The sequence below is a fragment of the Dokdonia genika genome (genome assembly GCF_042652845.1).
Classification (GTDB): Bacteria; Bacteroidota; Bacteroidia; order Flavobacteriales; family Flavobacteriaceae; genus Dokdonia; species Dokdonia donghaensis.
The window spans coordinates 252090-277160 of sequence record NZ_JBHSHB010000024.1 but is presented as its reverse complement, the minus strand read 5'-3'; the positions used below and the strand labels follow the sequence as shown (position 1 = coordinate 277160).

The 25071-nt window shown below is 39.6% G+C and carries 15 protein-coding genes; 12 read left to right on the top strand and 3 right to left on the bottom strand.

What is annotated here, in order from left to right:
• Position 1 precedes the first annotated feature (1 nt).
• The 3 genes from ACFO5T_RS13445 to ACFO5T_RS13435 form a co-directional block, all read right to left on the bottom strand.
• A complete protein-coding gene (locus tag ACFO5T_RS13445) occupies positions 2-1249 on the bottom strand; it encodes a serine hydrolase (RefSeq protein ID WP_380035329.1) in 1248 nt (415 codons plus the stop codon).
• Positions 1249-4167: a PEP/pyruvate-binding domain-containing protein gene (locus tag ACFO5T_RS13440; RefSeq protein WP_380035326.1), complete on the bottom strand. Its 2919-nt coding sequence runs from the start codon at positions 4165-4167 to the stop codon at positions 1249-1251. Before ACFO5T_RS13440 ends, ACFO5T_RS13445 begins: the two co-directional genes overlap by 1 nt.
• Positions 4168-4282: 115 nt before the next feature.
• Positions 4283-5488 carry a GAF domain-containing sensor histidine kinase gene (locus ACFO5T_RS13435; protein ID WP_375252335.1) on the bottom strand — a complete coding sequence of 402 codons (1206 nt, stop codon included), beginning with the start codon at positions 5486-5488 and terminating at the stop codon, positions 4283-4285.
• 279 nt (positions 5489-5767) lie between these two features.
• Here ACFO5T_RS13435 and ACFO5T_RS13430 point away from each other — a divergent pair, with 279 nt between their 5' ends.
• From ACFO5T_RS13430 to ACFO5T_RS13375, 12 genes are all read left to right on the top strand, one after another.
• Positions 5768-6223: a MarR family winged helix-turn-helix transcriptional regulator gene (locus ACFO5T_RS13430; protein WP_375252334.1), complete on the top strand. Its 456-nt coding sequence runs from the start codon at positions 5768-5770 to the stop codon at positions 6221-6223.
• On the top strand, positions 6223-8631 hold the full coding sequence (locus ACFO5T_RS13425; protein WP_021779222.1) for a 3-hydroxyacyl-CoA dehydrogenase/enoyl-CoA hydratase family protein: 2409 nt from the start codon (positions 6223-6225) through the stop codon (positions 8629-8631). The genes ACFO5T_RS13430 and ACFO5T_RS13425 overlap by 1 nt, the downstream gene beginning before the upstream one ends.
• An 86-nt stretch (positions 8632-8717) precedes the next feature.
• Positions 8718-9911 carry an acetyl-CoA C-acyltransferase gene (locus ACFO5T_RS13420; protein WP_380035321.1) on the top strand — a complete coding sequence of 398 codons (1194 nt, stop codon included), beginning with the start codon at positions 8718-8720 and terminating at the stop codon, positions 9909-9911.
• An 83-nt stretch (positions 9912-9994) separates the two neighbouring features.
• Positions 9995-11809 carry an acyl-CoA dehydrogenase family protein gene (locus ACFO5T_RS13415; RefSeq protein WP_380035318.1) on the top strand — a complete coding sequence of 605 codons (1815 nt, stop codon included), beginning with the start codon at positions 9995-9997 and terminating at the stop codon, positions 11807-11809.
• Positions 11810-11989: 180 nt separating this feature from the next.
• Entirely contained in the window at positions 11990-15442 is a 3453-nt protein-coding gene (locus ACFO5T_RS13410; protein WP_380035315.1) for a pyruvate carboxylase, read from the top strand.
• Positions 15443-15693: 251 nt separating this feature from the next.
• Positions 15694-16695, top strand: coding sequence for an NADP-dependent oxidoreductase (locus ACFO5T_RS13405; protein WP_380035312.1), 1002 nt, complete (start codon positions 15694-15696; stop codon positions 16693-16695).
• Positions 16696-16824: 129 nt separating this feature from the next.
• Positions 16825-17772, top strand: coding sequence for a tRNA dihydrouridine synthase (locus ACFO5T_RS13400; protein WP_380035309.1), 948 nt, complete (start codon positions 16825-16827; stop codon positions 17770-17772).
• Positions 17773-17820: 48 nt separating this feature from the next.
• Positions 17821-19998 carry a B12-binding domain-containing radical SAM protein gene (locus tag ACFO5T_RS13395; protein ID WP_380035306.1) on the top strand — a complete coding sequence of 726 codons (2178 nt, stop codon included), beginning with the start codon at positions 17821-17823 and terminating at the stop codon, positions 19996-19998.
• Between the two features lie 140 nt (positions 19999-20138).
• Complete coding sequence (locus ACFO5T_RS13390) at positions 20139-21881, top strand: alpha-amylase family protein (protein WP_380035303.1); 1743 nt, start codon at positions 20139-20141, stop codon at positions 21879-21881.
• A gap of 150 nt (positions 21882-22031) precedes the next feature.
• The gene (locus tag ACFO5T_RS13385; protein WP_380035301.1) at positions 22032-23582 is read left to right on the top strand and encodes a M20/M25/M40 family metallo-hydrolase; all 1551 of its coding nucleotides are present in this window, start codon (positions 22032-22034) and stop codon (positions 23580-23582) included.
• Between the two features lie 25 nt (positions 23583-23607).
• Positions 23608-24498 (top strand): dienelactone hydrolase family protein, encoded by an 891-nt coding sequence (locus tag ACFO5T_RS13380; protein ID WP_380035298.1) that lies wholly within the window; start codon positions 23608-23610, stop codon positions 24496-24498.
• 84 nt (positions 24499-24582) lie between these two features.
• Positions 24583-25065, top strand: a complete 483-nt coding sequence (locus ACFO5T_RS13375) for a nuclear transport factor 2 family protein (protein ID WP_380035295.1) — start codon at positions 24583-24585, stop codon at positions 25063-25065.
• Positions 25066-25071 lie beyond the last annotated feature (6 nt).

The window sequence follows — 25071 nt, the reverse complement described above, 5'->3', positions numbered from 1 at the left end:
TTTATGTGGGATTTACCACCTTATCAATACTACTTGCTAGGTACATATGCGCACCTGCAGAGTTTTTATTAAGTACGTTAGTCATCAAGCATACGATGTACTTTTTACCATTAGGCTGCTCTACAATAATCACTGAGTTCATATAGTTGAATACATTACCCGCATAGTCACTACAGTTAGGATTTTTCTCTCGATCACATTTATAAAACGAGCCAGACTTAAAGTACACCGCCGCATCATCTAGTCTATTAGAGTGTGCATAACGTATACGTCTGTCTGTCATATATAACAATCGCTTCATTTCAAGCGAGCTTTCCTCATCTATTACATTTCCTTGCTCTAGGGCTACTAGAAATTTCATAAGCCCTTTAGGAGTTCCTAAACTTCCACCCTCACGACCTACGTACTTACCAGCAGGACGTGTAAACATCCCTCCTAGTCTCCAGTCGTCTTCTGCAATTCCTAGATCTCTTAATGGCTGATTCACCACTCGGTTTGCTTGACTCGTAAGAGAGTCTCTATCGGTCTCTACAAAGTAATTTTCTGCTTCTTCTTCGGTGAGGTCTGCATACTTTCGTCCGAAGGCGTCTAGCAACATTGTCTCTCTATACAGCACACTCGCAGCTCCGTTATTACTCACAGAGACCATATGATCTGCCCACTCATACAGTGAGAACTCATCACTAGCAACCACTTGTCGCTTTGTTAACTTATCACTGTCTATATCATACACAGGTATTGTGTGGTGATCTCCTGTTCCCCAGTAGCGAGCCTTCACTCGTTTATTACACATAAGCCCCGTACGCAACTCAAAGTTATCTGGATATACCTCTGCAAGCTCTGTAAAGAAACCGTTAAGGACAGCAATTTTACCTACACTTCCTGGCTGGTACCCTACGTTTTCTCTGTGAGCCGCATATTTTAAACTATCTGGATTAGTCATATCAAGTACCGCAAGTGAGTAGTTTCCGCCGGGTGTAATTCTCGCAATCTTTCTAGCAAAATCATTGTCTTCTACTAGTATTGCTCCAAGAGAATCACGCTTTCGCGAAAGCAAATTGAGCTTGATATCCTCTAGTTTTAAATAAGCACCATTAGGAATACGCTTGTTTCCAATACTATCCATTTCCATTTTCTGAAGTCGGTACAATCGTTTTATACCCGTCGTATCATAGCCGTCTATAGGATAAACCATCGCTGCAAATAAGGTCGATAAAGCGATGAATGTTAGTGTGATATATGTTTTCATTAGTTTATAGGTGCATCAAGCGTTATTAAAAAGTCTTTGTCAATTTTTGGTGAGATTGCCTCAAGATATTCTGAGGACTTCGCCGTTTTATTTTCTACAAATGGTCGTATTTGGAACAGCCATAGTTTGTCATTTTCAAAACCAAGCTCCACATCATAAGCCCCATCATAGTCAGAACCTGTCATTTCTGGTAATCGTGTTCTTATAGATTGGGCAATGGCACGTATATCCTTTATGTTTTTCTCATTGAGAATCTCTTCGTCAAAGGTTGCGATGTTTCTCTTCACACCTCCCGTTGCTGGCAGTCTAATAAAATCTCCCTGTCTCGCTGGCGATAGTAGGCGTGCATCTGTAGCGGTAACAAGTCTCGTTTCGGCAGCTTGTCCATCTACAGCCCCTCCTGCCCCACGACTAAAGGCAATAGTAAGATCCTCATCTGTACCTTGATTAATACCCTTTGTAATCATCACACCGCTATACTCCACATCTACCGAAGGAATGATAAGTATAGAAGGAAACACATTTTCTGGGTTGCTTAGATACTGCTGGCGCCATTTAAAACTACGCTCCGTATATGGAGAAGCCCACACATCTTTAATTCCTTTTAAGATTTTATCCTCATCAAGAATATTAAAAAGCGTCAAGTTCAATCCTGCGCCAGTAAATTCTTCAAGGTCTTCCATATTTGTATCACTACGCAAGAATACGGGAGTTTTACCCATAGGCGATTTAAAGACTTTTTGGAAATCTGAACGCAGGCTAATTACAAATGACGGCTTGAGCGTCATCACATTTATGGCCTCTCGTAAACGCTTCAACTCTTGCAGTTGGTACGTCTCTATCTCTTTTGATGACGCGCCGTTACTTTTCATTTGTTCCGCTTTCGCGAAAGCGTTATTTAAAAACTCCCAGTAAGAACCCTCATAATTAGTCATTTTTTGATCCATATGGTCCTTAAAAATGCCGAAAGGAATAACAAGGCCTTCTACCACCTGCTCTGGAAACATCTTTTTGAGCTGCCCAAGGTTTGCTGCCTTAGGGCCAACAAGCTTGCCAGACGCGCTTGCATCTAGATCACGCATATTTATGATGTCCTTCTTATCGAGCGCAATCTTCTCTACAGGCACGGTCACCTGACTTGTAGAACGTTGCTTCTTTGAGAATAACTCACGCTCCTCATTTGTAATATCGTCCTCGCCTTTTATGATAACACTTCCTTTATTTGAAACAGCATAGAAGACCTTCTTGCCGCTATACTTGCTCAAATCTTGAAGGTTCTCTTGAGACAATGCCGCATTAGGGATTCCCAAATTACGAGCTAGTAGCTGCACGTGTGAAACCAGATTACCTTCTGATACCGTCATAATACCAGCCACAGGCTTGAGGTCTGACGGCGGTTTTTCAAAGACGTATATCTTCTCTGTATCCACTTCTATACCTTCTGGAGAACCTTCTATAACAACAAGTTCACCGTAGGCATAACCAGGGTTTAATCCTCTCACAGAAGACTGTCCATCTATATCCATTACCTTATTTTCAAGCCCAGAATGCTTTGCTATAAACGCACCTAGCGTGCTCACACTCTCACCGAGATCTAATGCAACAGAAGATCGCACGCGGTCATCTATAAATCCATAAGCCTTAGGCTCAAAAGTTGCGTAAGTGTCAACTACTTCTTGATACTTTGCCTTTACTTGTGAGGCGCTCCACTCTACAACACCTCTAGCTGTCGCCAGAAAATCGTTAAGCTGCTCGACACTCTTATCATTATGGTAACTATCTGCTTGTAAATACGGCTCTACAGCTGCCCACTCATTTAACTCAATGAGTCCTGTACCTGTTGCTGCATATGAAAGGGTTTGTATTTTATAAAGCAGCTCCTTTAATGTTTCTGGTTGCCACTCTTGTGTCTTTAGGAGTAATATATCTTCCAGCTCATTAGATAAATCTAGCATCGCAAGGCGGTCACTAGATCTACGTAAAGTAAGTACGTCTTGACGTATGTAACAGAGCACATCTGCAATTTCTGGCACAAGTATTTGCGCAGAAGTATCCTGAGCAGCTGTTTCTAAAAACGTGCTAATGCGTTCTGTTAGATCATTTTTTACAGAGATAGCATTTACTTGGCTCTGTAGTTCCTTAAAATTGATAGGTGTATAAAATTCGGCGAGCGTTTTTTCTAGTTGATCAAACTGCTTTTTCACTTCATCAGAGAAATCTCCCTTATGCTTTGATCTAAACTCTTGAACCATCTGGATGTCACTCACACTGGGCTTGCCGTGTATTTTAATGCGAGCATCCATAAACTTTGGGTAGGTCTCTGCGAGTATTTTTGACTCACTGCGCATACGCTGGGCAATGTTGCTATCTCCATCGTGAGGAATATCACGTAAGGTCTGGCGTAATAAATAGTAGTTTTGTCTAAAACGAGTATCGCTACGCAATAACCATTCATAAAACTCAACACCCCACGCCTCCTCATCTTCAGACTGAATGGCACCACGGTAAAACTGTGACTTGCGCTGTACCCATCCGTTATCTACACTTGCAAGGTATCTCGCTAGTTGATATTGCTTGATGCGGCTATTATCATTTGTTACATCCCAGAAAGCTACCTTATCTGTGTTTGCAAGTATATCTGCAAAAAAGAGGTGATACTTAGTACCTAGCGTTATTAGATCTTCACTATAACTTGCGTGCTGCACACCACCACCTATATCATCTGGACAAGGGTCACGTGCTTCTCGCATCGTACCATCTTCACAAAACCACTCTATTTTTTTATAAGGGCCTCGCGGATTTTCTTTAAAAGATTCGATATTCTTCTGGATTGTTGCAACGGGTAAGTCTTGAGCAACAAGTTGACTCGTGATAGTAAAAGATAGTATCACAAGAAATGCTTTGTAAATTTTGATCATTTATTGGTTAGATTGGATAGTGTGACCTAAAGGTAATAGAGTAAACAGCAACATCCATATCTATTAACGCTTTACTAACAGAAGAAGCGCACCAGAACCGAATATTTAATATACTTTAACTTTTGGCAACTGTAAACGTAAATGTTGTGTACTCACCTAGCACTGAGGATACACTTATGGTACCACCTAGATTATGTACTAATTTTTCTACCGTAGATAATCCTATACCGTGGCCTTTCTCTCCATTTTTATCTAGGTGCCCAACTGTACTAAACAGGGTAAAAATACCTTCTAACTTTTCTTCTTCTATACCACGCCCGTTATCTCTGATGGTAAACTCATAATAATCATCATATTCTGTAGCATCTATATCTATAATAGTATGGTCTTTATCATTATACTTTATACTATTACCTATAAGGTTTAAGAATATCTGGTCAAGTGCAGACCGGTTACATCTAAGTTCTATATTTACCTCTGGAAAATGAAATTCACACTCAAAGTTTATATTTAATAGATCTACTAGATCTTCTAACATATCGTTAAACATAAACTCGTGGGCGTCTTCTCTATCATATGCTGTGCTCTCATAATGGGCAAGTATGTTTGTTATATAGTTGCTCATAGAGAGTGAAGACTTCTTGAGATACCCAAGGTAATTTACTCCAGACTCATCTAGTGATGCTGTATACTTCTTTTTTAATATATCTGAGGTAAGTATCAAATTTGCAAGGGGCATTTTTAAATCGTGCGATACAGTACCTGCAAAATCCTTTAGCAATGTATTATGTTTTGTAAGACTCGCCTTGGTTTGCTCTAGTTGATTATTAACTAGTCTTAACTCAAATAATCTTTCAACTTGTTTTGCGAGTGTTATGAGGGCATTGCGCTGTTCATTACTCAATTTATTAGGTTTATGATCTATGACGCATAAAGATCCCATTGTCATACCATCTGTGGTGCGCAGGGGTACTCCGGCATAAAAGATAACTGGATCATCCATTTTAGTAAGTGGATTATCTACAAAACGAATGTCTTTTGTTGCGTCTGGTATTTCGAGTATCTCATCTGGAGTTAAGATGGCGTGCGCACAAAATGAGCTTTCACGTGAAGTCTCACATAATGCCATACCTACTTTACTTTTAAACCACTGTCTATCTTCATCTACAAGTGTTACTAAAGCTACTGGGGTCTTACAGATGTAGGCTGCAAGCTTTGTTATGTAGTCAAAATCATCTTCTTGTTCTGTATCCAGTAGACCTAAACTTAATAGCGATAGCATACGCTGTTTTTCATTCTGAGGAATGTCTGGTGCAATCATATAACTTGTAAACTTTTTAAGTATTTAAGATACAAAAATACTATTCAATCGTAAATGATGTTGCTTTATTACAGAATATGTTAACGTTATTGATTGTACTTGTAATTATCTAAATGGTTGACTTCATATTTATTAAATAATATGGCTTATATTTATGATGTTCTCATTTTCGCGAAAGCGGAACTACCATATTCTTAAAAGTTTCATATAAATTTGCATTAATTACTGTGCGTGCATAGTATATTTTATTATCTTTACAATCACTTTGTGAAGCACTATATGAAAGATAAAACTATAGACTACTGCTTAAGAGCCACCTGGCAAGCAGTTATGAAAATGTATAATGAACAGGCTGCCGAGTATGATGTTACTATGGCAGTAGGGTTTGCACTACTTAGTATAGATCCAGAAGAGGGTACGCCCTCTACAGCACTGGGACCTCGTATGGGTATGGAAGCTACTTCCCTATCACGTACACTTAAAACTATGGAAGAAAAAGGTCTTATAGAACGCAAACCTAATCCTGCAGATGGCAGAGGCGTTCTTATACATCTTACAGAATTTGGGCTAGAAAAAAGAAATTTCTCAAAAAACCGCGTCGTAACTTTTAATGATGCTGTGCGCGGTAATATATCTGAAGAAAAGATTAATAATTTTTACGAAGTCATTGAAACCATTAATGACTTGATTCAAAATAGAAGAGTATTTAACCAAAAAGAAACCGCAATAAAATAATGGCAAAACGTAGAATAAAGAAAGTAGCCGTCATCGGTAGTGGAATAATGGGAAGTGGTATTGCTTGCCATTTTGCAAACATAGGTGTTGACGTTCTTTTGCTAGATATCGTTCCTCGTGAGCTTACTGCAAAAGAAGAAGCTAAAGGACTTACACTTCAAGACAAAGTTGTACGTAATAGAATGGTAAATGACTCGCTTACTGCAGCACTTAAGAGTAAGCCGTCACCTATTTATAACCAAGCTTTTGCAAAAAGAATCTCAACGGGTAACCTTGAAGATGATATCGCAAAAGTAAAAGACGTAGACTGGATCATTGAGGTTGTAGTAGAGAGACTTGATATTAAGAAACAAGTTTTTGAAAACCTTGAAAAGCATAGAACTCCAGGTACACTTATTACTTCAAACACATCTGGTATTCCTATAAACTTTATGTCTGAGGGACGTAGTGAAGATTTCCAAAAGCATTTTTGTGGAACTCACTTCTTTAACCCAGCACGTTACTTAAAGTTATTTGAAATCATACCTGGACCTAAAACAGACCAGAGCGTTCTTGATTTTTTAAATAACTACGGTGAGCAATACTTAGGTAAAACCTCTGTTGTTGCAAAAGATACACCTGCCTTTATAGGTAACCGTATAGGTATCTTCTCTATTATGTCACTTTTCCATACTGTAAAAGATATGGGTATGACGGTAGAAGAGGTAGATAAACTTACAGGTCCAGTTATAGGACGTCCAAAATCTGCAACCTTCCGTACGGTAGATGTCGTAGGTCTTGATACCCTTGTACACGTTGCAAACGGTATTGCAGAAAACTGTCCTAATGATGAGCGCAAGTCTCTTTTTGAGCTTCCAGGCTTCATTAGTACAATGATGGAAAACAAATGGCTAGGGTCTAAAACTGGTCAAGGTTTTTATAAAAAGAGTGTAAATGAGGCTGGTAAGAAAGAAATTCTTACACTAGACCTAGACACTATGGAGTACCGCTCTAACAAGAAAGCAAAATTTGCTACCCTAGAGCTTACTAAAAATATAGACAGCGTTTACGATCGCTTTAAAGTGCTTGTAGGTGGTAAAGACAAAGCTGGTGAGTTTTACCGCAAGTCTTTTGCACACTTATTTGCTTATGTACAAAATCGTATTCCTGAGATTACAGACGAGCTTTACAAGATAGACGATGCTATGAAGGCTGGTTTTGGCTGGGAGCACGGACCATTCCAAATTTGGGATGCTGTAGGTGTAGAAAAAGGAATCGAACTTATGAAGGCAGAAGGTCTTGAAGTTGCCACTTGGGTAACAGATATGATTGCTGCTGGAAGTGAGACTTTCTACTCTGTAAAAAATGGTGCTACTTATGTGTATTCCGCTTCCGCGAAAGCGCACGTAAAGAAACCAGGTCAAGATTCATTTATCATTCTTGATAACATTAGAAAACAAACAGAAGTATTTTCAAACACGGGAGTATCTGTACAAGATCTAGGAGATGGAATCTTAAACGTTGAGTTCCGCTCTAAGATGAATTCTATAGGAGGTGATGTACTTGCAGGAGTTAATAAAGCAATAGATCTAGCCGAAAAAGACTTTGATGGTCTAGTAGTAGGTAATCAAGGTACAAACTTCTCTGTAGGAGCAAACATTGGGATGATCTTTATGTTTGCTGTAGAGCAAGAGTATGATGAGCTTAATGCTGCTGTAAAATATTTCCAAGATACGTGTATGCGTTTACGCTACTCTGCTATCCCTACAGTTGTTGCACCTCACGGTATGACACTAGGTGGTGGTTGTGAGATGACACTACACGCAGATAGAGTTGTCGCTGCTGCCGAATCTTACATAGGACTTGTAGAGTTTGGTGTAGGTGTAATACCAGGTGGCGGTGGATCTAAGGAAATGGCCCTTAGAGCATCAGATAAGTTTGATAAAGGTGATGTACAACTTAACGTATTACAGGAGCACTTCCTTACTATAGGTATGGCAAAAGTATCTACCTCTGCACACGAGGCGTACGATCTTAACATCCTTAAACACGGTAAAGACCTTGTAGTTGTAAACCGCGATCGCCAGATTGCTACGGCAAAGGCTGTTGCACGCCAAATGGCAGATATGGGATACACACAACCTGTAAAACGTAACGATGTACTAGTATTAGGTAAGCAGGCACTAGGTATGTTCTTAGTAGGAACAGACTCTATGCAAGCATCTAACTATATATCAGAGCACGATAAGAAAATTGCAAACAAGCTTGCTTATGTAATGGCCGGAGGAGATTTATCTGAGCCTACAAGAGTTTCTGAACAGTATTTACTAGATCTAGAGCGTGAAGCGTTCTTATCTCTAGCTACTGAGAGAAAATCACTTGAGCGTATACAGCATATGTTACAAAAAGGAAAACCATTAAGAAACTAAAGTTTCTGTAATACGCCTTAAGCGCTAAGCTATAGGCAATGATAAACCGCTTAAAGCTTTCAGCTTATAGCCAAAAGCAAACTAAAATGAAAACAGCATATATAGTAAAAGCATATAGAACAGCCGTTGGGAAAGCTCCCAAAGGTGTCTTTAGATTCAAGCGAGCAGATGAGCTTGCTGCAGAAACGATTCAGTATATGATGAAGGAGCTGCCAGAATTTGATAAAAAGAGAATAGATGACGTCATTGTAGGTAACGCAATGCCAGAAGGATCTCAAGGTCTTAATATGGCGCGTCTTATATCTCTTATGGGACTAGACGTAATAGACGTACCTGGTGTAACTGTAAACCGTTTTTGTTCTTCTGGAATAGAAACTATAGGGATGGCAGTAGCAAAGATTCAAGCTGGTATGGGTGATTGTATTATCGCCGGTGGAGCAGAGTCTATGTCTTCTGTACCTATGACAGGATTTAAACCAGAACTTAACTACGATACCGTAGTAAAGTCTGGACACGAAGATTACTACTGGGGAATGGGTAACACCGCAGAGGCAGTAGCAAATGAATTTAACATCTCTCGTGAAGATCAAGATGAGTTTGCATATAACTCACATATGAAAGCCCTACGCGCACTAGCCGAAGATCGTTTTCAAGACCAAATTGTACCTATAGACGTAGAGCAAACGTATATAGATGCAAACGGAAAAAAAGCTACAAAATCTTATACAGTAAACAAGGATGAAGGTCCTCGAGCTGGGACTAGTAAAGAAGCACTAGCAAAGCTTAGAGCAGTATTTGCTGCTGGAGGAAGTGTAACTGCTGGTAACTCTTCACAAATGAGTGATGGTGCAGCCTTTGTAATGGTTATGAGTGAGGAGATGGTAAAAGAACTTAACATCGAGCCTATCGCACGTATGGTAAACTATGCAGCAGCAGGTGTACCACCACGTATTATGGGTATAGGTCCCGTAGCTGCGATTCCAAAAGCGCTTAAACAAGCTGGACTTAAGCAAAATGATATTGAGCTTATAGAGCTTAACGAGGCATTTGCATCACAGTCACTTGCAGTAATACGCGAGTTAGGACTTGATCCAGATATTATAAACGTAAATGGTGGTGCGATTGCATTAGGTCACCCACTAGGATGTACTGGAGGTAAACTATCAGTACAGTTATTTGACGAGATGCGCAAGCGTGATATGTCAGGTAAATACGGTATGGTTACAATGTGTGTAGGTACCGGACAGGGAGCTGCAGGGATTTATGAATTCTTGAAGTAATTCCGCTTTCGCGAAAGCGTAAAAACAAAAAATTATAGTACATATTTCTAAAAGAGAAAGAAAAAAATTAATTAGCAATAGCAATGAGCACAGAAACAACAAAAAATGATATCCTACGCGGTGGTCAATTTATCGTAAAGGAAACAGCTTGTGAAGAAGTCTTCACAATGGAAGATCTTAATGAAGAGCAAAAGATGATGCGTGAATCTACAAGAGAGTTTGTAGACCGCGATCTTTGGGCACACTGGGAGCGTTTTGAAAAGAAAGATTATGCATACACAGAGGAGACTATGCGCAAAGCTGGTGAACTAGGTTTACTAGGTGTTGCTGTACCAGAAGAGTATGATGGTCTTGGGATGGGATTTGTATCTACAATGCTTGTTTGTGATTACATTTCTGGAGCTACTGGATCTTTTAGTACTGCCTTTGGAGCACATACTGGAATAGGTACAATGCCTATCACACTTTATGGTAACGAAGAGCAAAAGAAGAAATATGTGCCAAAACTTGCTACTGGTGAGTGGTTTGGAGCATACTGTCTTACAGAGCCTAGTGCAGGATCTGACGCAAACTCTGGAAAAACAAAAGCCGTTCTATCTGAAGATGGAAAGAGCTACAAGATTTCTGGACAAAAAATGTGGATTTCTAACGCCGGTTTCTGTAACCTGTTTATCGTTTTTGCTAGAATAGAAGATGATAAAAACATTACAGGATTTATCGTAGAAAATGATCCTTCTAATGGAATCACACTAGGTGAAGAAGAAAAGAAATTAGGTATACACTCTTCTTCTACTCGTCAGGTATTCTTTAATGATACAGTAGTACCTGTAGAGAATATGCTTTCTGACCGTGGTAACGGTTTTAAAATCGCGATGAACGCACTTAACGTAGGTCGTATTAAACTTGCAGCTGCTTGTCTTGATGCACAGAGACGTGTGATAAATGAGGCTGTAACGTATGCAAAAGAGCGTGTACAGTTTAAAACTCCTATTGTAAACTTTGGAGCAATTAAGCAAAAACTTGCGCTTATGGCTACAAACGTATATGTAGATGAGTCTGCATCTTACCGTGCTGCCAAAAACATTGAAGATCGTATCGCTATGCGTCAGGCAGAGGGTAACTCACACCAAGAAGCAGAGCTTAAAGGTGTTGAGGAGTATGCTATAGAGTGTTCTATCCTTAAAGTTGCAGTATCTGAAGATGTACAGAATACTACAGATGAAGGTATCCAGATCTTTGGAGGAATGGGCTTCAGTGCAGATACTCCTATGGAGTCTGCTTGGCGTGATGCACGTATCTCTCGTATCTATGAAGGTACAAATGAGATTAACCGTATGCTCGCTGTAGGTATGATGGTAAAGAAAGCAATGAAAGGGCACGTAGACTTTATGGGACCAGCAATGGCTGTAAAGGATGAACTTATGGGTATCCCTTCTTTTGACACTCCAGATTACTCTGAGACACTTTCTGAAGAAAAAGCACTTATCAAGAGCCTTAAGAAAGTATTCCTTATGGTTGCAGGATCTGCAGCTCAAAAGTTTGGAACAGAGCTAGAGAAAAATCAGCAACTACTTATGGCAGCTGCAGATATTCTTATAGAAATCTATATGGCAGAGAGTGCTATACTACGTACTGAGAAAAACATTAAGCGCACTGGTCTAGATAGTCAAGCAACACAAGTTGCAATGTCTCAACTATACCTATTTAACGCTGTAGATATCATCCAGACTAAAGCAAAAGAAGCTATTATCTCTTTTGCCGAAGGTGATGAGCAACGTATGATGCTTATGGGACTTAAACGTTTTACAAAGTATACAAACCAGCCTAATGTAATCGCACTGCGCAACCAAATTGCTGCAGATGTTGAAGAAAATGGTAAATACCGCTTTGACGGATAATATATTTTTTTAAGTCACTAAAACTATGTGTACTAGATTACGTATTGAAAATGACTTAAATGTATTTGTATTCGCTTGCGCGAAAATTTAATATCAACAGAAGCCACTTCCCTATAGAAGTGGCTTTTTTTGTACCCTACTACTACAACGATTTCGTAACACAACAACCTATTTTACACAATGAAAATTAAAAAAGTCCTCGTCGCAAATCGCGGGGAAATTGCAATTAGAGTACTACGTGCCTGTACAGAACTTAATATTGCAACCGTAGCTGTCTACACCTATGAAGATAGATACTCACAACATCGCAACAAAGCAGATGAGTCTTACCAGATAGGAGCAAATAATGAGCCGCTCAAACCCTATTTAGATATGGATCAAATCATTGATCTAGCAAAATCTAAAAATGTAGATGCCATTCACCCCGGCTACGGCTTCTTATCTGAAAACTCAGAATTTGCAAGAAGATGTGCAAAAAATGGTATTATATTTATTGGCCCTGAGCCAGAAGTAATGGATGCACTAGGTGATAAAATCACCGCAAAAAAAGTAGCACAATCTTGTGGAGTACCTATAATAGAGAGTAATAAAAAAGACTTAGATTCACTAGAAACTGCCCTAAGTGAAGCTAGAAAAATAGGATACCCAGTAATGCTTAAAGCTGCCTCTGGTGGCGGTGGTCGCGGTATGCGTATCATACGTAAGGAAGAAGATTTACAGCTTAGTTTTGACTCTGCACGTAATGAGGCGCTCAACTCTTTTGGAGATGATACAATGTTTTTAGAAAAATATGTAGAAGACCCAAAACATATAGAAGTACAAATAGTAGCAGACACACACGGTAATATAAGACACCTTTATGAACGTGATTGCTCTGTACAACGCAGGCACCAGAAGGTTGTAGAGATGGCTCCTTCATATAACTTATCACAAACGCTACGCGATAACCTTTATAAGTATGCTGTAGCTATTGCTACAGAGGTTAATTATAACAATATAGGTACCGTAGAGTTTCTTGTGGATGCAGATGATAATATATACTTCATCGAGGTTAACCCACGTATACAAGTAGAGCACACAGTAACCGAAATGGTTACAGGCATTGACCTTGTAAAGACACAAATCTTTGTGGCTGGCGGTTATAAACTATCAGATAAGCAGATAAAGATTTATGGACAAGAGTCTATAGGTACTTACGGCTTTGCCATACAGTGTAGACTTACTACAGAAGACCCTACTAATAAATTTACACCAGATTACGGAAAGATAACAACCTACCGTAGCGCCTCTGGTATGGGTATACGCCTAGATGCCGGTAGCATTTATCAAGGGTATAAAGTGAGTCCGTTTTTTGATTCAATGCTTGTAAAAGTATCTGCTCACGGAAGAACGCTGGATGGTGCAATACGTAAGATGGTGCGCGCCTTAAAAGAATTTAGAATACGTGGTGTAGAGACTAACATTCATTTTCTGCAAAATGTCATACAGACAGACGTTTTTAAAAATGGAGAGACCACGGTAAATTTCATTCAGAATACTCCTTCCCTATTTAATATTAAACTCTCTCAAGACCGTACGTCTAAGGTTGTTCAGTTTCTGGCAGATGTGAGTGTAAATGGCAATAGTGATGTAAAAACAAAAGATCCAAAAAAGGTATTTACAAACCCTAAAGTACCGCTCTACAGTCTGTCTGATCCGTTTCCAAAAGGGACAAAAGATATGCTTACAGAGCTAGGTCCAGAGGCATTTTGTAAGTGGTTACTAGAGGAGAAAAAAATACACTTTACAGATACCACAATGCGTGACGCACACCAGTCTTTACTGGCAACGCGTATGCGCTCTTATGATATGCTCAAAGTAGCATCAAGTTTTGCAAAAAATCACCCTAACACCTTTAGTATGGAAGTATGGGGAGGTGCAACCTTTGATGTATGTATGCGATTCTTACACGAGAGCCCTTGGACACGTTTACGAGAGTTACGCAAGGCAGTACCTAACATCTTGTTCCAGATGCTCCTTCGTGGATCTAATGGAGTGGGTTACAAAGCATATCCAGATAACCTTATCGAAAAGTTTGTAGAGAAGTCTTGGGAGAATGGTGTAGACCTCTTCCGTATTTTTGACTCTCTTAACTGGGTAAAAGCGATGGAACCTAGTATACAATACGTGCGTAATCTTACAGGAGGAATAGCCGAAGGTGCCATAAGTTATACGGGAGATATTCTAGATACTAAGCAAACTAAGTACAACCTCAAATATTACACGCAACTTGCAAAAGATCTAGAAAATGCTGGGGCACATATGATTGCCATTAAGGATATGGCAGGATTATTAAAACCATATGCAGCGACAGAACTTGTTACAGCGCTTAAGGACACGGTAAATGTACCTATACACCTGCACACACACGACACATCTTCTTTACAAACAGCTACTTACCTCAAGGCCATTGAGGCAAATGTAGATGTGGTAGATGTAGCTCTAGGAGGACTTTCTGGATTAACTTCTCAACCTAACTTTAATGCTGTAGTAGAGATGCTTAAGTATCAAGATAGAGAACACCCATTTGAGATGGAAAAACTCAATCAGTTTTCAAATTATTGGGAAGATACGCGTGAGCTCTACTACCCTTTTGAGTCTGGACTTAAAGCCGGAACGGCAGAAGTCTTTCAGCACGAGATTCCAGGTGGGCAGTACTCAAACTTGCGCCCTCAGGCAACTGCTCTAGGTCTTGCAGATAGGTTTACTGAGGTAAAAAAGATGTATGCCGCTGTAAATAAAATGTTTGGCAACCTAGTAAAGGTTACGCCTAGTTCTAAGGTGGTAGGTGATATGGCCATTTTTATGGTGACCAATAACCTCACACCAGAAGATGTGATGGAGCGTGGTGATACCATTTCCTTCCCAGAGTCTGTTATAAACTTCTTTAAAGGAGATCTAGGTCAGCCAGTAGGTGGTTTCCCAAAAAAGCTACAAGCTATTATCTTAAAAAATAAAGAAGCTTATACAGATAGACCTAATGCACACCTAGCACCAGTAGATTTTGATAAGAAGTATAAAGTCTTTACAGAGACCTTCCAAAAAGGGTTTACCAGGCCACTAGAGATAGAAGATTTTCTATCATATATGCTGTACCCAAAGGTTTTTGAGCAAGCACACGAAAACTATAAGAAATACGGTAACCTAGCGCTCGTACCTACTAAGAATTTCTTCTTTGGTATGAAACTAGGTGAAGAAACACTTATTGAGCTAGAACCTGGAAAAACGGTGATCATCAAATTACTCTCTATTGGTATTCCTAATGATGAGGGGATGCGCACGGTATTCTTTAAAGTAAATGGAGAAAACCGTTTTGTAGAGGTACACGATACTTCTCTTAATATCAAAAAGGTAGAAAACATAAAAATCGATCCAGATAATGAAAACCACATAGGCGCTCCATTACAAGGCTCTCTTTACAAAGTACTGGTTAAAAAAGGGCAAGAAGTAAAAGAAAATGACCCACTTTTTATAATAGAAGCTATGAAAATGGAAACTACCGTTGTTGCCTTTAAAGATGGTACAGTACAATCTATAATCGTAACAGATGGAACAATGGTGTCTCAAGATGATCTCGTTGTAACTCTTGAATAAGCCACCACCTGCATCTCACAATTTTTAGTGAGATACTTGCTAAAGCCGCCTCTTGACAGGCGGCTTTTTTGTTCTCAATAGTACAATTACTTTTATAGGTTGTGAGTCCGCTTTCGCGAAAGCGTAATAAAACCCCATCTCAAAAGTACCTTAACTTCATATTTACAACCGGCGTTAAATAAAACCTAATATCACCTAGGGAATAGGAATTATACAACACAACTTGTACTTTAAATTAAAACTAAATAGATATGAATACTACAAAAGTTATACTACTTAAAAATAGACCGAGCGGCAAACCGTCATCTAGTGATTTTGAATTTACAGAAGAGCAAGTGCCAGAAATAAATGATGGTGAGATACTCTTAGAAACTGCATACGTCTCTGTTGATCCTTACTTAAGAGGAAGAATGCAAGATGCCAAATCTTACGTGCCGCCATTTGAGCTTAATAAGCCTATACACTCTGGTGTAGTGGCAAAAGTTATAGCGACCAAAAATGACAACTTTAAAGAGGGAGATTATGTATCTGGGATGCTAGACTGGAAAGAGGTACAGAAATCTACTGGAGAAGAACTACATAAAGTGTCAAAAGACAATGCTCCCCTACCCGCATATCTTGGTACTCTAGGTATGACCGGTCTTACTGCATACTTTGGCCTTAAAGAAATAGGAAAACCTAAAGAAGGAGAAACCATACTCGTATCTGGTGCAGCAGGCGCCGTAGGAAGTATCGTAGGGCAAATAGCAAAAATAAAAGGCTGCCGTGTGGTAGGTGTTGCAGGCTCTGATGAAAAGATAGAAAAGCTAAAAAAAGATTTTAGCTATGACGATGGCTTCAATTACAACACAGAAGATGATCTAAACGCTGCTATACAGAGAACCTGCCCAGATGGTGTAGATGTATACTGGGATAACGTGGGAGGAGAACTCTCTGACGCTGTATTCTTTAATATTAACCAGAAAGCACGTATTATAAACTGTGGTGCAATTGCCGTGTATAATGACAATAAAGTACCTACGGGTGTGAGTCCGCAGGTATTTTTAATAAAGAATAGTGCCTTAATGCAAGGATTTATAGTGTCTAATTATATGGATTCTTTTCCAGAAGGGGTACAACAACTTAGTAAGTGGTACGGAGAAGGTAAACTGCACCACGAAGATACTATTGTAGAAGGTTTTGAAAATATACCACAAGCGTTTATAGACCTCTTTGATGGTAAAAACACCGGTAAGATGCTCGTTAAGATATAGCCGAGATAACACCTATTATTATTGCACCCCTATGTAAGGCACAATGTCATACATAGGGGTGTAACTTTTTGTGCAAAATAACGAGACTAAGGTGTATTAAAATTATCTTCGCTGCAGATACTAGTTTTAATGAGTTACCACCTCCTTTCTTCGCCCTTGCAGGGCTTTACAGATTTTCGTTTTCGCAATGCACAACAAAAATATTTTGGAGGTATAGACACTTACTATGCTCCTTACATACGACTTAATAAAAAACAAGTTATAAAAGGCTCTTACCAGCGAGACTTAAATCCAGAAGTAAACACATCGCTAGAGGTCATCCCGCAAGTAATGACTGCAGACCCAGATGACTTTATTTTTGTAATTAAATATATACAGTCGCTAGGTTATAAAGAACTTAACTGGAATCTAGGCTGTCCCTATCCTATGGTCACAAAAAGCGGTATGGGATCTGGACTTATTTGCAATACAAAAAAAATAGACCACATACTAGACAGGGCGCATACGGAAACAGATGTTACCATCTCAATGAAAATGCGACTAGGTTATGAAAGTCCAGAAGAGATTATTAATTCTTTTCCTATTCTTGAAAAATACCCGCTCAAGAGTGTGGCTATACACGCACGTCTAGGTAAGCAATTATATAAAGGCGGTGTAGATCTTGAAGGTTTTCAAAAATGCATAGACACGGCAAAACACAAATTATATTACAACGGTGATATCACGACGGTAGCACAGTTTAGAAAAATGAGAGAGCGCTTCCCTTCTATCGAACATTTTATGATAGGTCGCGGTCTTATCGCAGATCCTTTTTTACCAAGTATGATTAAGGTAGATACTACTGCCTACCCAGAAAATAGATGGGCAATCTTTAGAGAATTTCACGATGAGATTTATACACAATATGATGCTGCCCTCTCTGGTCCCACTCCTATCAAAATGAAAATGCAAGGCTTCTGGGAGTTTTTTGCACAATCTACACACAACCCACAGAAGGTTTTTAAGGCTATAAAAAAAGCAAGCAACCCTATGAAGTATCAAAAAGCCGTAGGAGAAATAATCTCAGCCCAACGATAGTAAGATATTAAACTATCTTTGCACCTCACAAAAGAGCCTCTCAATCTATTGGAAGACGTATTACTCATAACACCACCCTTTACACAGCTTAACACGCCATACCCGGCAACAGCATACATAAAAGGTTTTCTTAATACTATAGATATTACAAGCTACCAGATGGATTTGGGTATTGAGGTAATACTCAATTTATTTACCAGTGATAGTTTTCAAAAAATATTTGATAGTGTAAAAACACAAGACCTATCACTCTCAGAAAATGCACAGCGCATACTCGCACTTAGTACGCAGTACGTGCAACCGCTAGATAGAATAATTGCCTTCTTACAAGGTAAAAACCAGACGCTTGCTAGACTCATTTGTACAGATAACTTTTTACCGCGTGCCTCTCGTTTTGAGCAACTAGATGATCTCTCTTGGGCTTTTGGTGAGATGGGAATGCAAGACAAAGCAAAGCATCTTGCTACCTTGTATCTAGAAGATTTATCAGATTTTCTAGTAGAATGTGTGGACCCAAATTTTGGCTTTAGTAGATATGCAGAACGTCTAGGTCAAAGCGCAAATAACTTTGATGAGTTATATAATGAGTTACAGCAAGAACTCACATATATAGATGAGATAACAATTGGGTTGCTAGAAGCCCGCTTTCGCGAAAGCGTTCCAAAACTAATACTACTCTCAGTACCTTTTCCCGGAAATTTATACAGCGCCCTGAGATGTGGTGCTTACATCAAAAAAAATTACCCGGAAGTAAAAGTGGCTATGGGCGGTGGATTTCCTAACACAGAGCTGCGCTCTATTACAGATACTAGAGTTTTTGAGTTTATAGATTTTATCACCCTAGATGATGGCGAGCTACCTGTTGCACTGCTCATAGATGCAGTGATACATAAAGTAGAAAACCCAACCTATAAACGTACGCTTCTCATAGAAAATGCTGCTGTGGTTTATAAAAATAACACGGCAAGACAAGACTATAAGCAAGCACAAGTAGGAACTCCAGATTATAATGACTTACTACTAGATGAGTATATCTCTGTGATAGAGATTGCAAACCCTATGCACAGCCTGTGGAGTGATGGCAGGTGGAACAAGCTCACAATGGCACACGGCTGCTACTGGGGTAAATGTACTTTTTGTGATATCTCACTAGACTACATAAAGATTTATGAACCTGTTGCAGCACGCACGCTTGTAGACCGTATGGAAGCGCTTATCACTCAAACGGGCGAAAACGGTTTTCACTTTGTAGATGAAGCTGCTCCTCCAGCTCTTATGAAAGCCGTAGCATTAGAAATACTGCGCAGAGGGCTTGTAGTAACCTGGTGGACAAATATTAGATTTGAAAAAAACTTTACTGCAGATCTATGTCTACTTCTTAAAGAATCTGGATGTATTGCCGTGTCTGGAGGGCTTGAAGTAGCTTCAGATAGGCTACTTAAACTTATAGACAAAGGCGTGACGGTTGCACAAGTGGCACAAGTTACTCGTAATTTTACAGCGGCAAACATTATGGTGCACTCCTACCTTATGTATGGATATCCCACACAGACGGTACAAGAAACGGTAGATAGCCTTGAGATGGTGAGACAGCTCTTTGAACTAGGTATTATACAATCTGGATTTTGGCATCAGTTTGCGCTCACAGCTCACAGTCCTGTGGGGCAAGATCCAGAAGCATATGGAGTGACACCCCATTATAACGAGATTACCTTTGCAAATAATGATGTAGACTTTACAGATAGCACAGGGATGGACCACGCTAGCTTTAGCTACGGACTCAAGAAATCGCTCTTTAATTATATGCACGGTATAGGCTTTGAGATGCCGTTACAAGACTGGTTTGATTTTCATATCCCTCCATCTACTATAGATCCATATTACATAGAAGACTGTCTCAACACAGAGGCAAAACTAAGTGTAAAACCTACGGCAAAAATAGTTTGGATAGGTACAACGCCTATCGTGAGTTACTTCTCAAAGAAAAAGAGACAGCTTGCCACACTCCTATTTCACACCACAAGTGACGAGTTTACGATTACTCTCAGTGAGGAAGAAGCGAGATGGGTTATTGCTATACTACCGGCTCTAATCCCTCAGAGTGAGCAGTTAATGACTTTCTCAAAACTTAAAAGCTCGTATGAAGAACAGTTTGAGCACTTTGAGCTTTTTTGGTTTTCAAAACCTCTGGAAACACTTAAAGAAAAAGGACTTTTAGTGCTGTAACTTCTTTTTATAGCTTAGTACGGGTAAAGTAGCATACAAGATTATAATTGTAGGTGCATATCTATTTGTGACTAGCTAAGATTCTTTATTTTTAGCTACTCAAACACGGTCTTTACCTGTTAACACAAAGAACTACCGATATGGCAAAAAATACTTCGCAAATCCCTAACGGCGTTATGCTTAACGCATATCCAGATAGCATAGGTACTAACCTCAGTGATATCGTAACATTGCTTCAAAAACCAGCGCTTAAGGATGTATTTTCACTATTTTACGTCTTACCTACCTTTTTTAATAGTGATTTAGACAGAGGGTTTTCTATCGTAGATTACAATATTAATAAAGAGCTTGTCTCTCAAGCAGATCTTGACGCACTTAAAGAGCTAGATATTATGCTCAAATTTGATATTGTGCTCAACCACCTTTCTGTGGGTTCTCCACAGTTTAAGGATATATTAAAAAACGGTGACGCATCACCTTATAAAGACTTCTTTATAGACTGGAATAACTTCTGGAAAAATCATACCGCAAGTTATAAAGATGGCGTTGCAGTTCCAGAAAAACAATATCTCGACAAGCTATTTATGCGTAAGCCAGGCCTACCTGTGCTTAACGTACTTTTTCCAGACGGCACAGAGCGCCCTTACTGGAATACTTTTTACCAAAAAATCACCCTACAACCCATTACTCTTGAAGACATAGCACATCTAGATCTATCACAAGATGATAAAGATCACGCTATAACACTTATTAATGATACCATTGAGGCAGGAGGAATACTAGAGGAATTACGCTTTCGCGAAAGCGTACAACCCCACAAGCAAGATGTATTAAACATAGTACATAAAAATAGATCATACCTGGGCCAGATGGATGTAAATGCAAATGCGCCAGAAGTATGGGATTTTTATGATGAAACACTGCGCAAGGTGGCAAGTTTTGGATGTAAGATACTACGCCTTGATGCCTTTGCTTACTTACATAAAGAAGTAGGACAGACTAATTTTTTTAATAAACCCGGCACCTGGACCTACTTAGAGCGCATACGCCAGATTGCCGAAAAGTATGATCTTACCCTTTTACCAGAAATACACTCAGAGTATGGACTAGGTCTACACGACGAGGTGGCAAGCGAGGGATATCAGATTTATGATTTTTTCTTTCCGGGTCTAGTGATTCATACCATTGAGACTGGTGATAATACGGCGCTCACAAAATGGGCAACAGAAGTTGTTGCAAAGGGCTATAAGACAGTAAATATGCTAGGTTGCCACGACGGGATTCCTGTTTTAGACCTTAAGGGCATCATAGATAAAGAAGGAAATACACACCAAGGACTACTTAAAGACAAAGAAATTGAGCATATTATAGATACGATACTTGACCGTGGTGGTCGTGTTAAAAATATATACGACCCAGAGGGTAATAAAATCTCATACTACCAAGTAAATGCAACCTTTTACAGTGCGCTAGGTGAAGATGATAATAAGCTACTATTGGCAAGAGCGTTACAAATTTTTATGCCAGGTATCCCACAGGTGTGGTACCTAGACCTCTTTGCAGGTAAAAATGACTATGCCGCCGCAGACGCTGCCGGCACAGGTGGTCATAAAGAGATTAACCGTACAACTCTTACTCAAGAAGATATTACATCTGGCTTACAGAAACCAGTGGTACAAATGCAACTAGCGATGCTACGATTACGTAACACATCTCCTGCATTTAATGGTACGATGGCTATATCAAACAGTACTGCAAGCGAAATGCATATCACGTGGTCAAATGATGTAAACAAGGTGGTATTACAAGCAAACCTTAAAACAAATCGCTTTAAAATCTCATACCAAGAGAATGGTGAGAACGTGATTATCACTAATGAGTAGGGCGATTTACGCTTTCGCGAAAGCGTAAATTTAATCCCTTAAATTTTAAGCACCAGCTAGTCATTACAAAGCATATATGAGGTTAATTGCCTCTTTTTCTAATTGAGTTTGATTTATCATTCGTAACTTCTACGTCTAAAATCAATCCAAATGAAAATACGTATTACTTCACTTGTACTTTGTATGCTTATGGGCTCAATACTCACAGCTCAAAGAGACAATGCTACGGTGCAGGCTTTAATAAAGGAAGCCACACAAAATTCACAGTTAGAATCGCTTGCCCACCAGATCACAGATGTACTTGGCCCAAGACTTGTGGGTACACCACAAATGCAAGCTGCAAATGAATGGGCTGTACAACAATATGCATCTTGGGGTATAGAGGCTCGCAATGAGCAATGGGGAGAATGGCGAGGATGGGAACGAGGAATTTCTCACATAGATATGCTTGAGCCCAGAGTACAGAGTTTAAGAGGTACGCAACTAGCCTGGAATCCAAGTACTTCAAAGGAAGGTGTTACTGCAGAGGTTATCACCCTACCTACTATTAAAAACGCAACGGAGTTTAAAAAATGGCTGCCAACAGTAAAGGGTAAGATTGTTCTTATTTCAAAACCGCAAATCACGGGACGCCCAGATTATAACTGGGAAGAGTTTGCTACCGAAAAATCGTTTGCCAAAATGAAAAAACAACGCGACTCTCTATCAAACTTATGGAATGACAACATACAGCGCACGGGATACACTAGTAGAGGTTTACCAGAAGCATTAGAAAATGCAGGAGCCGTAGGTATCGTGACTTCTAACTGGTCAAGAGGTTTTGGAGTTAATAAGATATTTAGTGCTAGAACAAAAGAAATACCTACCGTAGATCTTGAACTAGAAGATTACGGTATGCTTTATAGACTATCTGAATCTGGTAATACTCCTAAAATAAATATTACAGCAATCTCAAAAGAACTGGGCACCGTGCCCACATTTAATACCATAGCAGAAATAAAGGGGACAGAAAAGCCAGAGGAGTATGTCATATTATCGGCACATTTTGATTCTTGGGATGGCGGTACAGGAGCTACAGACAATGGAACGGGTACTCTTGTAATGATGGAAGCTATGCGTGTACTTAAAAAAATCTATCCTAACCCAAAACGTACTATACTAGTAGGTCATTGGGGAAGTGAAGAACAAGGGCTTAATGGCTCAAGAGCCTTTGTAGAAGATCACCCAGAAATTGTGGCAAAAGTGCAAGCATCATTTAATCAAGATAATGGCACAGGTCGTGTTGTGCGCCTTAATGGTGGCGGTTTCTTACGTAGTTACGATTATTTAAACAGATGGCTAAATGCTGTACCTAAGGAAATAACAGATGAGATAGAAACTACATTTCCTGGTGCGCCAGCACGAGGAGGGTCAGACTACGCTTCATTTCAAGCTGCTGGAGCTCCAGGGTTTAGTCTCAGTAGTTTGAGCTGGTCGTACTGGAATTATACGTGGCACACTAACCGTGACACTTATGACAAAATAGTTTTTGATGATGTACGCAATAATGTAATCCTTACTGCAATACTTACATATATGGCTAGTGAAGATCCAGAATTTACCTCTCGTGAGCAAGCAGTGCTCCCACTAGATAGAAGGTCTGGTAAACAAAGAGAATGGCCTACGCCTCGTTCTCCAATAAGAAAAGGAGGACTCGATTAACTCATAATAATTAAACACCTATTATATGAAACCACTACGCAAAGAAGATATCTCACAAGAAGTTTTTGACCTTTATGATGACTATGCTCACAATAAAATAGATCGCAGAGTTTTTATTGAGCGATTATCGGTATTTGCTGTAGGTGCGGTGACCCTTCCAGCGCTCTTGAGTTTTATAAGTCCAGATTATGAGACTACACAAACGGTCCCAAAAAATGATCCTACCATAGAAAGTGTATTTATAAACTATGACTCACCAAAGGGAGGTAAGTCTATCAAGGCGCTATATAGTAAACCTGCAAATGCTTCTGGCAAATTACCAGGTGTGATAGTGGTACACGAGAACAGAGGTCTTAATCCTTATATAGAAGATGTAGGCAGGCGTACTGCAAAGGCAGGGTTCTTATCGCTAGCTCCAGATGCACTATCACCACTAGGTGGCTATCCTGGTAATGATGATGAGGGGCGTGCAATGCAACGCAAGAGAGATAGACTGGAAATGCTAGAAGATTTTATAGCAGCATTTCACCATCTCAAAAACCACAAAGATTGTAATGGCAAGGTAGCAGTTGTAGGCTTTTGTTTTGGAGGATGGATTTCTAATATGATGGCAGTACTCGTGCCAGATCTTGCTGCTGCTGTCCCATTTTATGGTAGACAACCAGAAGATGAGCAAGCGGCAGAGGTAAAAGCACCTCTACTACTTCAATATGGTGGTCTTGATGAGCGTGTTAACGCTGGATGGCCTGCTTATGAAAAAGTACTCACAGCAAATAATATCCCGCATACAGCACATTTTTATGAAGGTGCAAATCACGGTTTTCATAATAATACAACACCTAGATATGATGAGAAGGCCGCAACCCTAGCCTGGGATAGAACAATTGCCTTTTTTAATAAGTATCTTACAGCCTAATCGCTGTATACTTAGAATGCAAGAATAGCAAACCGCTATAGTTGTTATATAACCTTAATGACGCTTTCGCGAAAGCAAAAAAATATGAATATCATAGAGACATTTTATCAATCATTTCAAGAAGGTAATGCCAGCGGTATGACTGCTTGCTATCACGATAATATCGTATTTTCTGATCCTGCATTTGGTGAGCTTCAAGGCAATCGAGCAAAAGCTATGTGGCATATGCTTATAGAACGCTCAAACGGCGCTATTACTATAGATTATAGTGATGTCCAAGTTTCTGGTAATACAGCAACAGGAAAATGGACGGCTCATTATACCTACGGCCCAAAAAAGCGAAAGGTTGTAAACCACGTCCAAGCGGCGTTTGAGCTTCAAGATGGAAAGATTATAGCACATCACGACACCTTTGATATGTATACGTGGTCAAAACAGGCACTGGGCACTCCAGGTTTACTACTAGGCTGGACAGGCTTTATGCGTAAAAAAATCCAACAGAAAACAAACGGATTGCTCTACGCTTATATGAGGCGTAATAGTTCTAAAAACTATCAAGCTATTTAATACACA